The organism is Collinsella sp. LCP21S3_A9 (genome assembly GCF_052118785.1).
Taxonomy (GTDB): domain Bacteria; phylum Actinomycetota; class Coriobacteriia; order Coriobacteriales; family Coriobacteriaceae; genus Collinsella.
On record NZ_JBQKGN010000006.1, the window covers coordinates 50,748 to 65,300 of the forward strand.

Consider the following 14,553-nt stretch of genomic DNA (forward strand, 5'->3'; position numbering starts at 1 on the left):
GCAAGCTCCCCGTTTATGTGGCGGGCTCAAGTATAGCTCGAATGGGTACGATTGACGCGACGAGCATGCCCGCGGGGAGGCGAACATGGAAGACAAGCATCTGTATCGAGAGACGCAGTGGGATGTGTCGGCCGAGGAGAGCCGCGCCCATCATGGGCTGGTCGCAATTGGTTTCGCGATTCTTGTCGTGATGGTGATTGCCTGTTGTATCTGGACGTTTGGCGGGCGTGGGGGAGTTTCCTGGACGTTTGAGGCGGACGATAGCCTGCCGATTATGACGGCGAAGGTCGCGGGGGGCAATACCGTTGCCGCGCCGGGCGACTATTGGTATCCGCGCGACAAGTTTGTGCAACTGCAGCTGAGCGGTGGTTCCATTCCTGGTGAAGAGATCGAGCGTGTGACCTTCGATGCGTCGCTTAGGACGCTGTCGGTCGAGCTCAAAGATCAGGGGGATGTACCCACGACCATGGATATAGCCCTGACGGAATGGCGCCTGGAGCCTCCGTCGGGTGTTGAGGCGTCCGAGGTGGAGCACGTTAAGGTTACCTACCAAGATGGCTCGACGACCGAGATTGCAAAAGCCGACGGCCTGGCGGAATAGACGCCGTGCCTAGGCAGCACATTCAAAAGTAGTGGTAGTCCTACAAGGCCTGTTCGTTCAGGAAGACCAAAGTGTTTTTATTTGAAAGCTCGGGAAAGTAACGATAACCAACGTCGAACGCGGTGAGCCCGCTTACATCCTCGAACTTGTTTTCTGCCATCCAGCGCACCATGGAGCCGCGCGCTTTTTTGCTGGCGGTCGAGCGTTGGATGGGCTTGCCGTTGCGGATGCCTTCGCCAAAGAGACATGTGACGACCGTGGCGTCGGTGGTGAGGCGGGTCAGAACGGCTTTGGCGTATTCCGCGCTGGCGAGGTTGACGATCGTGGCGTTGGAGCCTGCCGGAGCGATGACCCGTGCGAGCTTGTCGCCCCAAAACGCGTAGAGGTCTCGGGCGTCGTCGACGGCAAGCTTCGCGCCCATCTCCAGCCGATACGGTTCAACGGCATGAAAGGGGCGTACGCATCCGTAAAGGCCCGAGAGGATCCACAGATGGTCTTGCAGCCATGCGAGCTGTGCGGAATCCATCACCTCGGGCGCCATGCTTTGGTATTGAATGCCGTGATAGGACATGACGGCAGGGGAGAGGTGACGGGCGAGTGCGGGATTGTCGAGATCGCCGCTTTGCAAGATGGGCTCGAACTCATGCAGGGTGTTGAGGCAGGGCCCCAGCAGTTTGTCACTCACGTTCCACAGCGCCTGCAGGCTGCCGCTGCCTTCATTCCGCTCGATATCTAGCAGTGCGCGGTGGAGGCGAGCCGTCTCGCGCACAAAGGGTGGAATGCCCAGGACTTCAAAAGCATCTTGGGCCGCGCGCATCTGCTTGGCGGGCGAAATGATGACCTGCAGCATGGACTCTCCTCTGCCAAAAAGGAAGTTGCGGTGTAATACGGTCTGTTTTGGCCGTTTATGGGCCAGTTTAGTCCGTATCTCACCGCAACTGATGAAGGGTTGATTAGGCGCGCTCGATGAAGGCCTTGTAGCCGCGATAGGCCTCGTAGATATCGGCCTTGTTGGCGACCTCCCACAGGGCGTGCATGGACAGGACGGCAACGCCGGAGTCGATGACGTTCATGCCGTACTTGGCCATGATGTAGGCGATGGTGCCACCGCCGCCCGCGTTGACGCGACCGAGCTCGCAGGTCTGGAAGTCCACGCCGGCCTCGTCCATAATGTCGCGGATGAGAGCCATATACTCGGCGTCGGCGTCGTTGGAACCGCCCTTGCCGCGGCTGCCCGTGTACTTGTTAAAGCACAGGCCGCGACCCATAAAGGCTGCATTCTTGGTCTCGAACTTGCCGGCGTAGCCTGGGTCGAAGCCGGCGGATACGTCAGAGGAGAGCATGCGGCTGCGGGCGAGTGCGCGGCGCAGGGCCAGCGGGCTGCCCTCGCCGGCGAGCGTCATGATCTCGGCGACGGTGTTCTCGAAGAAGCGGCTTGTCATGCCGGTGGCGCCCACGGAGCCAATCTCCTCCTTGTCGACGATGAGCGTGATGCTCGTGCGCTCCACGTTGGCCACATTGATCTGGGCGAGCATGGAGGGGTAGGCGCAGACGCGGTCGTCGTGGCCATAGCCCAAAATCATGGAGCGGTCGAGGCCCATGTCGCGGGCGGGGCCGGCGGGCACGACCTCGATTTCGGCGGAGAGGAAGTCCTCCTCCTCGACGTCGTACTGCTCCTTGAGGATATCCAGGAACATCTGCTTGACGGGCTCGGTGGGAGCGTCCTTGTCGTCCTCGTCAAATTTTACGGGACGGCCGCCCACGATCACGTCGAGGATCTCGGCGTCGACGGCGTCCTTGGCGGGCTTGGACATCTGCTCGCTCGAGAGGTGGATCAGCAGGTCGGAGATGGTAAAGACCGGATCGTCGGCCTTGTCGCCGATGTTGATGTCGACGGTGGTGCCGTCCTTTTTGCAGATGACGCCCACGAGTGCGAGCGGGGAGGCCACCCAGTGGTAGCTCTTGACACCACCGTAGTAGTGCGTGTCGAGGTAGGCCATGTCGCCGGCCTCGAAGGCGGGATTCTGCTTGAGGTCCAGGCGCGGCGAGTCCACGTGGGCGCCCAGGATGTTAAAGCCCTGCTCGAGCGGGGCGGTGCCCAGGTTGACGAGCATAAGATCCTTGCCGTGGTTGGCGGCGTACACCTTGTCGCCTGCCTTGAGCGCGCGGCCTTCGGCGATCACGGTCTCCAGGTCGAGGTATCCCGCCTCCTCGGCCATCTTGATGCCGGTCTTGACGCACAGGCGCTCGGTCTTGTTCTCGCTCAAAAATTGCTTATAGCCGCGGCAAAGCTCCTCGAGCTCCTCGATTTGCTGTGGCGTGTACTTTTTCCATGCGCAGGGACGCTCCATGACGCAGGCTCCTTTCGGATCGATCGTGCTGGTTGTTGTACCGTGAGCCATCGTATCACGCGCGGGCTCACGGTGGCGGGGGAGCTTGATGCGCGGTGGCCGCGGGGCGGGGAGCGTGTAAACTGGAGTGAGCAAGCCGTGCCCAGTCCAAAGCGAGGTATTCAATATGTCTGACAAGCGCCGCACCTTTGCCGTTATCGACGGCAACTCGCTCATGCACCGCGCCTTCCACGCCGTGCCGCCGACCATGAACGCGCCGGACGGTCGCCCCACCAACGCGATCTTTGGCTTTCTGAACATGTTTCTTAAGATGATCGATGCCTTTAGCCCCGACGGTGTGGTCGTGGCGTTTGACAAGGGCAAGCCGCGCGTGCGCATGGAGATGCTGCCGCAGTATAAGGCGCAGCGTCCGCCCATGGACCCCGATCTGCATGCGCAGTTTCCCATGATTAAGGAGCTGCTTACGGCGCTCAACGTGCCAATTCTGCAGTCCGAGGGCTGGGAAGGCGACGATATCCTGGGAACCATGGCGCGCCTGGGTGAGGAGGCCGGCTGCGACATGCTGCTGGTGACCGGCGACCGTGACATGTATCAGCTTGTGACCGAGCACGTCAACGTGGTCTCGACTCGCAAGGGCCTGTCCGACGTGGCGATCATGACGCCCGAGAGCGTGGACGACCTGTATCACGGCATTACGCCGGCGCTCGTGCCCGATTTTTACGGTCTGAAGGGCGATACGTCGGACAACATTCCCGGCGTACCGGGCATCGGCCCCAAAAAGGCGAGCGCGCTCATCGCGCAGTACGGCAGCTTGGACGAGGTCATTGCGCATGCTGACGAGGTCAAGGGCAAGATGGGCGAGAACCTGCGTGCACACATCGACGATGCGCTGCTGAGCCGCAAGGTTGCGACCATCCGCACCGATGCACCTGTCGAGCTCGACTTTGACGCGACGTCCTTCCCATCGTTTTCTGCCGATGAGGTGTCCGCGGCGCTGGGCGCACTTGGCATTACGGCCATGCAGAACCGCTTCCTGGCGCTGATTGGCGGCGAGGGCGGGGTCGTGCCCGCTGCCAGCGCGTTCGAGATACCCGCGGTTTCGCGTGCCGCCGCCGGCGATGCTGAGGCACTTGCTGCTGTGGCGGCCGAGATCTCTCGCGCGATTGATGCGGGCGAGTGGGTCGCCGCCGTGGTGGACGATGACAAGGAGGAGGGTGCGCTCTTTGGCCTGACGCGTACGCTGTGGCTGGCGACGCCCAAGGGGCTCTTTGCGCTCGAGGAACCCGATGACGGCACGCCTGCCGCTGTCGAGGGCTTCAATTCTGCCCACGGCGTTATCGCTGGCGTGCTCGCGCGCCTGTTTATGGAGGGCCGCGTGGCGAGCCCGGACATGAAGGCGTTGCTGCATGAGCTTTCGCCCATCGATTCTTCTGAGCCCGAGCTCATGGACCCGCTGGCAGTCGATTCCGTGCGCATCTTTGATACCGTGGTTGCCGCGTACCTGTTGGATTCCGACCGCTCCGAGTTTGACGAGGCATATCTGGCCGATACCTATCTGCAGATGGCGCTGCCTGCGGCGCGCGGTGCGGATGGTGCTGGCGAGGACGCTCCTGCTCCTGCTGCCCGTACCGCGGCGTTGACGCTGGCACTCGTGGCGCCGCTTCGCGACCGCATGGCCCGCGAGAACGCCGCCAACGTGTTCGATGGCATTGAGATGCCACTCGTGCCGGTGCTTGCCAAGATGGAGCGCGCGGGCATGCTCGTAGATCCCGACCGGCTGCGCAGCCTGTCCGAGGGCCTGGCGACCCAGATCACCGAGGTCGAGCGCAGCATTCGCGACCTGGCAGGTGATGAGACGTTTAACATCGGCAGTCCCATGCAGCTCTCGCACGTGCTCTTTGACGTTATGGGGCTTCCGACCAAGGGCCTCAAAAAGACCAAGCGCGGGTACTATTCGACCAACGCCAAAGTGCTGAGCGACCTTGCCCGTGACCACGAAATCGTGCGCCTGATTTTGGACTGGCGTGAGAAGTCCAAGATCAAGTCGACCTATCTGGACACGCTAGGTCCGCTGCGCCGTGGTGACGGTCGCGTGCACACCACGTACAACCAGACCATCACGGCAACGGGTCGCCTGTCCTCGAGCGACCCGAACCTGCAGAACATCCCGACGCGCTCTGAGCTGGGCCGTACCGTTAAGACGGCGTTTTCGGCAGGTGAGGGCAGCGTCTTTTTGGCGGTGGACTACTCGCAGATCGAGCTGCGTCTGCTCGCGCATCTCTCGGGTGACGAGCACCTGGTGCGCGCCTTTAACGAGGGCGAGGACTTCCATGCCGAGACGGCCGCGCGCGTGTTTGGCGTTTCGGTGTCCGAGGTAACGCCCGACCTGCGCAGTCGCGCCAAGGCCGTGAATTTTGGCATTGTGTATGGTCAGCAGGCGTACGGTCTGTCGCAGTCGCTACATATCTCGATGGCCGAGGCGCGTGGCATGATCGATCGCTACTACGAGGCCTACCCGGGCGTTCGCACGTTCCTCGACAACGTGGTGGTGCGCGCCAAGCAGACGGGCTATGCCGAGACCATGTACGGTCGCCGGCGTCATATTCCAGAGCTCAAGGCCAAAAACCCACAGCTCCGCGGCTTTGGCGAGCGCACGGCCATGAATCACCCCATGCAGGGCACCGCCGCCGACATCATCAAGATCGCGATGGCCCGCGTAAGCCGCCGCCTGGAAGAAGAGGGCTTTGCCGCCCACATGATCCTGCAAGTGCACGACGAACTGGACTTTGAGTGCCCCGTCGACGAAGTCGAGCGCCTGACCGCCATGGTCCAAGACGTCATGGAACACGTCGTAGACCTCCGCGTACCCCTCATCGCCGAAGCCAGCACCGGCATAACCTGGGCCGACGCGAAATAGGAAAGTAACCACAGTTCCAAAGTAACCAAAAACAGAAGGACGCCCCTCATCAACAAGGAGCGTCCTTCGTTCAATTAAATTCAGCCAAAGTATCTAGGCGCCAAGATGCCATCCAGGCGGCAAGCAAGTCACCCAAGGACCTGGCCGGGCGAGGCGGGTAAGTTTTTCGTAGATTCCGCACGAGCCGAAGGCCACTTAATGTGGCCTTCGAGCGAGCCCAGGACCTGACCGAGCAAAAATCAAACGGCCGGCCCCGGGCATGGCGACGAGATAGATTACCGAGCCGCCAAGATGGCGTCGATGAGCGTCAGTACGCCCCCGTAGTTGTTGCTCGGAATGCGCCACTTGGCGTGCGCATTCATATGCTCTTCGGCATTGTCCACGATAAAGCTATGCCCGACGCGCTCGAGCATAGGGATATCGTTGTAGGTGTCGCCCACGGCGGCGGCATCGGCGATATCGATGCCCAAGTGCTCGCACAGGTGCGCGACGCCGGCGCCCTTGTCGACGCCCAGGTTCATAAAGTCGATCCACTCGCGGCCCGCATTGGTGACGTAGAGCTGATCCGAGAACGCGGGGTTATAGGTCTCGCGGAACGCAGGCTCGGCGTCGTAGGCGGGGAAGAAGATCGAAATCTTGTTGGATTCGACGTCAAGACCCTCAAAGGTGTCGATGTAGTTGATGGCAGAATAGTAGATGCTGATCTCGTCGTGGTACTTGTGGTCGCGCGCCAAAACGTAAGCATCGTCATAGCAGCACAGGACGGGAACGGCACGCGGGTCCTCCACGGCATGTGCCAGGACCTTGTGGTAGAGCGCCACATCGATATTGCTCTTATAGATATAGTTGCCGCGATATATCACGCACGCGCCGTTATCGGGGCAAAAGGCGATGCGGTTCTTGATGCCCTCGAACATCTCCTCGAGCTTGGGGGCGGGACGTCCACTGGCGGGGCAGAATACGATGCCGGCTTCGGCGAGCTTGTCCAGGCGTTCGTCAAGGCCTTGCGGCAGCACGCGCTCGTCGGTCAGCAGCGTCTTGTCCATGTCGACGGCGATGAGCTTAATGTTTCCGATATTGGCGTCCGATTCGTAAGTTTGCATAAAAGCGAGCCTTTCGTTTCGAAATTGTTTCAGACGTTATAACCAACAACTCGTAACCAGGCGTATTTTCGCAGGAACGGAGCGTATTTGCACTGCATTTCACAAACTAATGAAAAAACTTTTCAGAAATTTGAATTTGTTGCTTGTGCAGCAGGCACTTTAGCGTAATATAGCGACCATCGAAAACGGAGACGGCAAAAGAGCCGCTTACCGAGGAAAAGGTACCGTTTGCGATATTAGAATTGCGCCCGGCGATGTGTGAAAGGAGAGGCAGATGCAGTTCGTACAGATCATCATCACTGCAGACAATGCTCTCCGACGCCAGCGCGCAATTTCCCGACGACGATAACAATCGTCTCTGTCCGCATGGGGCGAATTGCCTCAACAGAGTCATTTTAAGGTCGTTGGGTTTTAGCACGACATTGCTGCATGTTTCTAGGGCATGTATGTGCTGATTTTTGCTATTTAACCTGATATTGCACGGTACGTGACCTTGAAATGACTTGCAACTGACCGATGTTCTAACTAGCTACCAAGGGCGAAAGGAAACAGCCATGAGCAAGGAAAAAGTAGTTCTCGCATATTCCGGTGGTCTTGATACATCCGTATGTGTCAAGTGGCTCCAGGACGAGAAGAATCTCGATGTCGTTTGCGTCTGCGGCAACGTGGGCCAGGAGGAGACCGGCCTGGATGCCAAGAAACAGAAAGCGCTCGACCTGGGCGTTCTTGATTGCCAGGTGCTCGACCTGCGCGACGAGTTCTCCGATGAGTTCCTGACCAAGGCCATCGCCGCAAATTCCATGTACGAGAACAAGTACCCGCTGCTTTCCGCTCTGTCTCGCCCGCTGCTCGCCAAGAAGCTTGTCGAGGTCGCCCACGAGTTTGGCGCGACCTACGTCGCCCACGGCTGCACCGGCAAGGGTAACGACCAGGTTCGTTTTGAGGCTGCCGTCAAGGCCCTCGACCCCGAGCTTAAGGTTATCGCCCCGGTTCGCGAGTGGGATCTGAAGTGCCGTCCCGACGAGGTCGCCTATGCTCACGCCCACAACGTGCCGGTTCCCGAGGGTGCCAACGACAACCCCTATTCCATCGACGACAACCTGTGGGGTCGTGCCATTGAGTGCGGCCACCTGGAGGATCCCTGGAACGAGCCGCTCGACGACGCCTGGGTTATGACCAAGAATCCCGAGGAAACGCCCGACACCCCGACCTACACCGAGATTGAGTTTGAGGCCGGCAAGCCCGTCGCCGTCGACGGCAAGAAGATGAAGCTTTCCGAGATCGTCATCGCCCTCAACAAGATTTCGGGCGATAACGGCTTTGGTCGCCTGGACCTGGTCGAGGATCGTCTGGTGGGCCTCAAGAGCCGCGAGTGCTATGAGGTTCCCGGCGCCCTGACGCTTATCACCGCCCACAAGGCACTCGAGGATATTTGCGTCGAGGGCGATCTGCTCAAGACCAAGATTAAGCTCGAGCAGGATTGGGCCACCGCCGTGTACAACGGCCAGTGGTACAGCCCGCTCAAAAACGCACTCGACGCCTTTATGGCCGATACCCAGAAGTTCGTGACCGGTACCGTTCGTCTGAAGTTCTTTAAGGGCAACTGCCATGTTGTCGGCCGCAAGAGCCCCTTCAGCCTCTATGACTACGGTCTGGCCACCTACGACCGCGACACCACGTTTGACGAGAAGGCCAGCGCCGGCTTTATCGAGATCGACACGCTGTCGCTCAAGACGTGGGCCAAGGTCCAGGGTCCCAGCTCTGCTGCCGCTCAGGCTTAAGTCTTTCTCCCTTGGTATCCGCGCGGCCCATCCGCGTGATACATAACGGGCGCATGGGGTCCCTACCTTTCGTTATGCTTGCTGACACTTCTTAACATCGGTGGCCCCTACATTCCGCCCGCATATATGATGCCGCGTCTGCGGCTGAGTCCGAGCCCCGCCGGGGTTGTCCGGCGGGGCTCCTTCTATCAATTTGGCGGCTCTGCGCCTATATATATCTGAGGAGTATCCATTATGTTCAATGCTATCGCGCATGCTTTACTTGCCCTCGCGCCCGAGTTCGATGCTGCAAAGGTCGAGGATGTCCCTATGAGCCTGAAGGCATGGATTGACGGCTCGGCAAGCAACGGCTGGCGGGAGTCGATGGGCGCCAAGTGCCTGGTGCGTCACTTCTTTGCAAATTAGCCACATGGTCTCGCGCTCGGTGGGGAATGTGCAAAACTAGCGGTTGATAAATCGCTTTAGCGACATGGCGCTTTGCTTTGGGCGCTTGTTTTGGTATTTAGAGAAAGGGGACGGTTCCATGGCTCTTTGGGGCGGTCGTTTTGAGACAGGCGTGGCCGAGGTCACGCAGGAGTTTGGCGCGTCGCTGCCGGTCGACAAACATCTCTATAAGCAGGATATCGCTGGCTCTAAGGCACATGCCAAGATGCTGGCGGCCCAGGGCATTATCAGTGCAAAGGACGAGCAGGCGATTGCCGAGGGTCTGACCGCAATCGAACAGGATATCGATGCCGGCAACTTCACCTTCGATATCAACGACGAGGACATTCATATGTCCATCGAGAGCGAGCTGACCCGTCGCATCGGCGAGGCAGGCAAGCGCCTGCATACCGGGCGTTCGCGCAACGACCAGGTGGCGACCGATACGCGCCTGGGCGTCAAGGCGCTGGCCAAGGAGCTCATGGAGGCCAATCTTGAGCTGCGCCACGTGCTGGTGGATGCGGCCAAACAGTACAACAAGGTGATTCTGCCGGGTTACACGCACATGCAGCATGCTCAGCCCGTGCTGCTGTCGCATCATCTGCTGGCGTATTCTTGGATGTTCGCGCGCGACTTTACACGCCTGAAGGCCGCCTTTGATGCTGCCGACAACTGCCCGCTGGGCGCTGCCGCGCTTGCCGGTACGAGCTATCCGCTCGATCGTCAGATGACGGCCGCCGAACTTGGCTTTGCGGGCGTGATTCCCAACTCGCTCGATGCGGTTTCCGACCGTGATTTCCTCCTCGACCTGCATTACGCCGGCTCCGTCATGGCGATGCACCTGTCGCGTCTTTCCGAGGAGATCGTGCTGTGGTCGAGCTCCGAGTTTGGCTTTATCACGCTCTCCGACTCGTATTCCACTGGCTCGTCCATCATGCCGCAGAAGAAGAACCCCGATTTTGCCGAGCTTATCCGCGGCAAGAGCGGCCGAGTCTATGGCAACCTGGTGCAGCTGCTCGTGACCATGAAGGGCCTGCCGCTCGCCTATAACAAGGACTTGCAGGAGGACAAGGAGGGCGCGCTCGATACCGCCCATACGCTCATGCAGTGCCTGTCCGTTATGGCCGGTATGATCTCGACCTGGACCGTCAACGAGGATGCCATGGCGCGCGAGTGCGGCGTGGGGCACCTTGCCGCCACCGATGTTGCCGATTACCTGGCCAAGCGTGGCCTGCCGTTCCGCGAGGCCCACGCCGTGGTGGGCCATTTGGTCCTGATGTGCGAGAAGCGCGGCTGCAATCTTGAGGACCTGCCGTTTGAGGTGTTCCAAGAGGCAAGCCCGCTCTTTGAGCACGACATTACCGAGGCGCTCGACATCCCGTCGATTGTCGCTGCACGCACGACCGAGGGCGGTACCGCCCCTGCCGCCGTTGCCGTGCAGCTGCAGCGTGCCCAGGCACAACTCGTTGCCGACGAAGGTGTGCTTGGATCGCTGACCAAGGTCGTCGAGATGGGCCACGGGGCAAAGTAAGGGTTTAGTTGAAGCGGCTTTGGCCATTTATTGATAAATCGTTTTTGCTTTTACGGGCGTCTGCTGCAGCGGACGCCCGTATTTTGTTGCAATGGGGAAGGGGCTTGTCGATAACTTCTGTAGGACCTTTGGGCAGGTTGTGAAGGGGCTACGTTCACGGGCGGCAACCGACCGTCCGCTCGGTTCGGTGCGGTTGATGCGCGGTCGGATGGTACTCTAATCGGGCTTCGAAACAGAAGTGACACATATGGAACGTTTTAATAAATTGTAGTGTTTCAATAAACAGTTTTTTGTTTAACTGCAGCTAAAACTCTGTTACGATGCAGTCCAGGCGGGTGCCGGAATGGGACTTGGGCACGCGCGAACCTACTTGAAAGGCTACCTTATGGCTATCGAGAAGACCTTCATTATGATTAAGCCCGACGCTGTGCGCGATCGCAAGATCGGCGAGATCGTCGCTCGCATTGAGCGTAGCGGCCTTGTCATCGAGCGCATGGAGATGACCACGCTCGAGCGTGCTACCGTCGAGGAGCACTACGCCCATCTGGCCGACAAGCCCTTCTTTGGCGGTCTCTGCGACTTTATGACGAGCGGTCCGGTCGTCAAGATGGTCGTTTCCGGTCTCTCCGCTGTCTCCAAGATGCGCACCCTTATGGGCGCTACCAACCCGCTTGACGCTGCCCCCGGCACCATTCGCGGCGACTTCGCTGTCGATGTCAACGCCAACGTGATCCACGGCTCCGACTGCCTGGAGAACGCCGAGATCGAGATCAAGCGCTTCTTTGGCTAAACCAGCTTTGACTCCTCAAAGCTGTTAGCGTGTGGCTTTGGCGCCGCGGAATTCCATCCGCGGCGCCCTTTTTATTCCAGTAGATTTCTAGGTATATCCCAAAAATCTACTAAACAGCCCCCGTCCGGATGTTTCTTCCGGGCGGGGGCTGGCGTTAGCGTATGGCTTTGTAGGTCTTTAAGCCTCGTCGACGACCTTGAGGCCGCGCGTGTGGTCGATCTCGTTGAGGAGGTTAACGCGACGCTCGTGACGACCGCCCTCAAACTCGGCGTCGAGCCACTCGTCGACAATCATCTTGGCGAGCTCGGAGCCCACGACGCGGGCGCCAAAGGCGAGCACGTTGGTGTTGTTGTGCATGCGGGAGAGCTTGGCGCTGAAGGGCTCGGAGCACACGACGGCGCGAACACCTTCGACCTTGTTGGCGGCCAGGCTGATGCCGACGCCGGTACCGCAGATTAGGATACCCAGGTCGACGTCACCGTTGGCCACGGCCTTACCCACCTTGTAGCCGGCGATGGGGTAATCAAAGCTCTCGGAGGTGTCGGTGCCAAAGTTCACGACCTCGCAGCCGCGCTCCTTCAGGTGCTCGGAAATGATGTTCTTGAGCTCGACGGCGGCGTGGTCGTTGCCGATACCGATCTTCATGAGTGGTTCCTCTCTGGTCCGTGCGGCGGAATTGCTAAAGGTTTTACCGCGTTCGACTGCATGATAGCGCGTCTTTTGCCTAAACACTCGGGCGTTTTTTGGTCAAACGCTTTAGCGGACGCGAACATTAGCCCATCACGAAAAATGCCGCCAATTTGCTTCTGGCGGCCGTCTGCCGGAACTCGACTTGCGGTTTTTGGTGCCTTGTTATCAAATGGAGAAGTTGATACTTGCGAGAGCAACCCGTTATACAAGTAGGAGATACCTATGCCTGCCGATTCCCTTCGTGATACCGCGTTTTGCGATGTTTTGAACCGCGAGCTTGTCTGTGCGCTCGGCTGCACCGAGCCCATTGCCGTTGCCTATGCAGCGGCGCTGGCGAGCCAGACGCTCGGTTGCGAACCCGATCATATGGATGTTGCCTGCTCGGGCAACATCATCAAGAACGTAAAGAGCGTGACCGTGCCCAACTCGGGCGGTATGCACGGTATTGAGGCCGCGGCCGTGCTGGGTGCCGTGGGCGGTGACGCCAAGAGCGCGCTCGAGGTGCTCGAGAGTGTTGGCGATGCAGACCGTGCTCGCGTGACCGAGCTGCTCTCCGATGCCGACTACTGCGATGTGTCGCTTGTCGAGGGTGTGCCCAACCTCTACATTAAGGTGACTGCCACGGCCGGAGGTCATACTGCGGTCGTCGAGATCACCGACCATCACACCAATGTTACGTGCCATACACTCGATGGCATTCCGATGTGTGGCAAGTCGGTGGGGGAGTGTGCCGCCTGCGCCGAGCGCGTCGTGGCCGAGCGTGCCGCCGATAACGCCGATACGCCCATGTCGATTGAGTCTATCATTGACTTTATCGAGGACGGCGACATCGAGGGCGCCCGCGCTGCCGTTGAGCGTCAGATTGAGCTGAACGGCGCAATAAGCGCCGAGGGCCTGGCGCACGCTTGGGGCGCTGAGGTAGGCCGTACGCTGCTGGGCACTCGTGCCGACGACGTCGCCTGCCGTGCCCGTGCCCGTGCGGCCGCCGGGTCCGATGCCCGCATGAACGGCTGTGCGCTGCCGGTCGCCATTGTGTGCGGCTCGGGCAACCAGGGTATTACCTGTGCGTTGCCCGTTATGGAGTATGCCGACTACCTGCGTTGCGACAACGAGCGCCTGGTGCGCGCCGTGATGCTGTCCGATCTTATTGCCGTGCATATCAAAAGCTATATTGGTGCACTTTCGGCGTTTTGCGGTGCTATTTGCGCCGCGTGCGGTGCCGGCGCTGCGATTACCTGGCTGTGCGGTGGCACGCGTGATCAGATCGGCGCGACGGTCTCGAATACGCTCGGCAACGTGGGCGGCATCGTGTGCGATGGCGCCAAGGCGAGCTGTGCCGCCAAGATTTCCGCAGCCGTTGATGCGGCGATTCTGGGCCACGATATGGCCATGCAGGGCCGCGGTTTCCGCGCCGGCGAGGGCCTGATCCAAGATACCGTTGAGCAGACGATCGCCAGCATGGGCTATGTGGGTCGCGTGGGTATGAAGGACACCGACGTCGAAATCCTCAACATCATGATCGGCAAAACCCAAGTTTGTTAGGACAGTTCGTTGGCTACTTGGTGCTCGTAGAAGGCATCGATTACGGCGTTAAAGTCGCGGGCGAAGTCTTCCATGGTTCCGCGCCAGGTGGCTCGACTGGGTTTTCCCTGGCCAACATAGGCAGTTTGAATACCGCAGGCGGGGCTGGGGAAGTCGCGCTTGGGGTCGTTACCCACCATAAGGACCTCGTGCGGTTCGAGCCCCATGGCCTGCAGCTGCTCCAGGTAATAGGTGGCATCGGGCTTGCAACGGGTGGCGTTTCCCATGTGCGTCACGAGCTCAAAGGGGGCGTCGGCCAGGTCACCCCAACCCATGCGGCATTCGATGGCCCCCTGGGGAAAGCTGGGGTTGGTAAAGAGTGCGCAACGCAGTCCTGCGTCCCGTACAGCCTGGAGTGCGGCGTGTGCACCCGGCATGGCGTGGGCATTGATGGCATCGTCATTCTTGTACGGGAGAACTTCGCGTTCATAGTAGGTAAACGCCTCGTAGATGAGTGGGTCCGAGAGGCAGATGCCGCACCTGCGCTCGACCTCGGTGCGGTAAAACTCAAGATTGGTGCGATTGTCCGTGCCGCTTCGGCGATTGGCGTTGAGGTCGACCAGGATGGTGCCGAGGCGTGCCATCGTGCCACCGCGGCTGCATCGTCCGATATCCGCGAGCATTGACGAGACATCCTTAAAATAGCGAAGGATAAACGCGTTGAGATTGATGCTGAGAAGCGTCTCGTCCATATCGAAAACGACTGCTTTGAGCACGCGGGCACCTTTCTCGAAAAATCGTTTAGAACGTTGGCTCCGGATACTTTACCCCAAAGCCGTATGCTC

Annotated in this window: 12 protein-coding genes; 7 read left to right on the plus strand and 5 right to left on the minus strand. The window is 59.7% G+C overall.

Annotated features, from left to right (window positions below):
• Window positions 1-85: 85 nt before the first annotated feature.
• A complete protein-coding gene (locus tag ACTQ05_RS03775) occupies window positions 86-601 on the plus strand; it encodes a hypothetical protein (protein WP_427747772.1) in 516 nt (171 codons plus the stop codon).
• Window positions 602-641: 40 nt separating this feature from the next.
• Here the strand turns inward: ACTQ05_RS03775 and ACTQ05_RS03780 are convergent, their stop codons facing one another.
• Together ACTQ05_RS03780 and ACTQ05_RS03785 are read right to left on the minus strand one after the other, a co-directional pair.
• Entirely contained in the window at window positions 642-1,451 is an 810-nt protein-coding gene (locus tag ACTQ05_RS03780) for a YaaA family protein (protein ID WP_427795802.1), read from the minus strand.
• 103 nt (window positions 1,452-1,554) lie between these two features.
• On the minus strand, window positions 1,555-2,952 hold the full coding sequence (locus ACTQ05_RS03785; protein ID WP_441537983.1) for an aminopeptidase: 1,398 nt from the start codon (window positions 2,950-2,952) through the stop codon (window positions 1,555-1,557).
• 166 nt (window positions 2,953-3,118) lie between these two features.
• Between ACTQ05_RS03785 and polA the strand changes: the two genes are divergently transcribed.
• On the plus strand, window positions 3,119-5,869 hold the full coding sequence (polA, locus tag ACTQ05_RS03790) for a DNA polymerase I (protein ID WP_441537985.1): 2,751 nt from the start codon (window positions 3,119-3,121) through the stop codon (window positions 5,867-5,869).
• A 275-nt stretch (window positions 5,870-6,144) separates the two neighbouring features.
• On the opposite strand, the gene ACTQ05_RS03795 is transcribed toward polA, so the two are convergent.
• Complete coding sequence (locus tag ACTQ05_RS03795; protein WP_441537986.1) at window positions 6,145-6,972, minus strand: Cof-type HAD-IIB family hydrolase; 828 nt, start codon at window positions 6,970-6,972, stop codon at window positions 6,145-6,147.
• A gap of 554 nt (window positions 6,973-7,526) precedes the next feature.
• Between ACTQ05_RS03795 and ACTQ05_RS03800 the strand changes: the two genes are divergently transcribed.
• The 4 genes from ACTQ05_RS03800 to ndk all read left to right on the plus strand — a co-directional run bounded on the left by ACTQ05_RS03800 (window position 7,527) and on the right by ndk (window position 11,497).
• Window positions 7,527-8,753, plus strand: coding sequence for an argininosuccinate synthase (locus ACTQ05_RS03800; protein ID WP_441048624.1), 1,227 nt, complete (start codon window positions 7,527-7,529; stop codon window positions 8,751-8,753).
• A 234-nt stretch (window positions 8,754-8,987) separates the two neighbouring features.
• A complete protein-coding gene (locus ACTQ05_RS03805) occupies window positions 8,988-9,158 on the plus strand; it encodes a hypothetical protein (RefSeq protein ID WP_154515301.1) in 171 nt (56 codons plus the stop codon).
• Between the two features lie 118 nt (window positions 9,159-9,276).
• A complete protein-coding gene (gene argH / locus ACTQ05_RS03810) occupies window positions 9,277-10,707 on the plus strand; it encodes an argininosuccinate lyase (RefSeq protein ID WP_441044739.1) in 1,431 nt (476 codons plus the stop codon).
• Between the two features lie 385 nt (window positions 10,708-11,092).
• Complete coding sequence (ndk, locus tag ACTQ05_RS03815; protein WP_055251725.1) at window positions 11,093-11,497, plus strand: nucleoside-diphosphate kinase; 405 nt, start codon at window positions 11,093-11,095, stop codon at window positions 11,495-11,497.
• Window positions 11,498-11,674: 177 nt separating this feature from the next.
• Here the strand turns inward: ndk and rpiB are convergent, their stop codons facing one another.
• The gene (rpiB, locus tag ACTQ05_RS03820) at window positions 11,675-12,142 is read right to left on the minus strand and encodes a ribose 5-phosphate isomerase B (protein ID WP_006234151.1); all 468 of its coding nucleotides are present in this window, start codon (window positions 12,140-12,142) and stop codon (window positions 11,675-11,677) included.
• Window positions 12,143-12,409: 267 nt separating this feature from the next.
• Here rpiB and ACTQ05_RS03825 point away from each other — a divergent pair, with 267 nt between their 5' ends.
• A complete protein-coding gene (locus tag ACTQ05_RS03825) occupies window positions 12,410-13,729 on the plus strand; it encodes an L-cysteine desulfidase family protein (RefSeq protein WP_441537989.1) in 1,320 nt (439 codons plus the stop codon).
• Here the strand turns inward: ACTQ05_RS03825 and ACTQ05_RS03830 are convergent.
• Complete coding sequence (locus tag ACTQ05_RS03830; RefSeq protein WP_427719687.1) at window positions 13,726-14,484, minus strand: HAD family hydrolase; 759 nt, start codon at window positions 14,482-14,484, stop codon at window positions 13,726-13,728. The genes ACTQ05_RS03825 and ACTQ05_RS03830 overlap by 4 nt on opposite strands.
• Window positions 14,485-14,553: the final 69 nt, after the last annotated feature.

Coding starts and splice junctions, on each gene's coding strand:
- ACTQ05_RS03775 (WP_427747772.1), top strand. CDS start 86: ATGGAAGACAAGCATCTGTATCGAGAGACGCAGTGGGATGTGTCGGCC.
- ACTQ05_RS03780 (WP_427795802.1), bottom strand. CDS start 1,451: ATGCTGCAGGTCATCATTTCGCCCGCCAAGCAGATGCGCGCGGCCCAA.
- ACTQ05_RS03785 (WP_441537983.1), bottom strand. CDS start 2,952: ATGGAGCGTCCCTGCGCATGGAAAAAGTACACGCCACAGCAAATCGAG.
- polA (WP_441537985.1), top strand. CDS start 3,119: ATGTCTGACAAGCGCCGCACCTTTGCCGTTATCGACGGCAACTCGCTC.
- ACTQ05_RS03795 (WP_441537986.1), bottom strand. CDS start 6,972: ATGCAAACTTACGAATCGGACGCCAATATCGGAAACATTAAGCTCATC.
- ACTQ05_RS03800 (WP_441048624.1), top strand. CDS start 7,527: ATGAGCAAGGAAAAAGTAGTTCTCGCATATTCCGGTGGTCTTGATACA.
- ACTQ05_RS03805 (WP_154515301.1), top strand. CDS start 8,988: ATGTTCAATGCTATCGCGCATGCTTTACTTGCCCTCGCGCCCGAGTTC.
- argH (WP_441044739.1), top strand. CDS start 9,277: ATGGCTCTTTGGGGCGGTCGTTTTGAGACAGGCGTGGCCGAGGTCACG.
- ndk (WP_055251725.1), top strand. CDS start 11,093: ATGGCTATCGAGAAGACCTTCATTATGATTAAGCCCGACGCTGTGCGC.
- rpiB (WP_006234151.1), bottom strand. CDS start 12,142: ATGAAGATCGGTATCGGCAACGACCACGCCGCCGTCGAGCTCAAGAAC.
- ACTQ05_RS03825 (WP_441537989.1), top strand. CDS start 12,410: ATGCCTGCCGATTCCCTTCGTGATACCGCGTTTTGCGATGTTTTGAAC.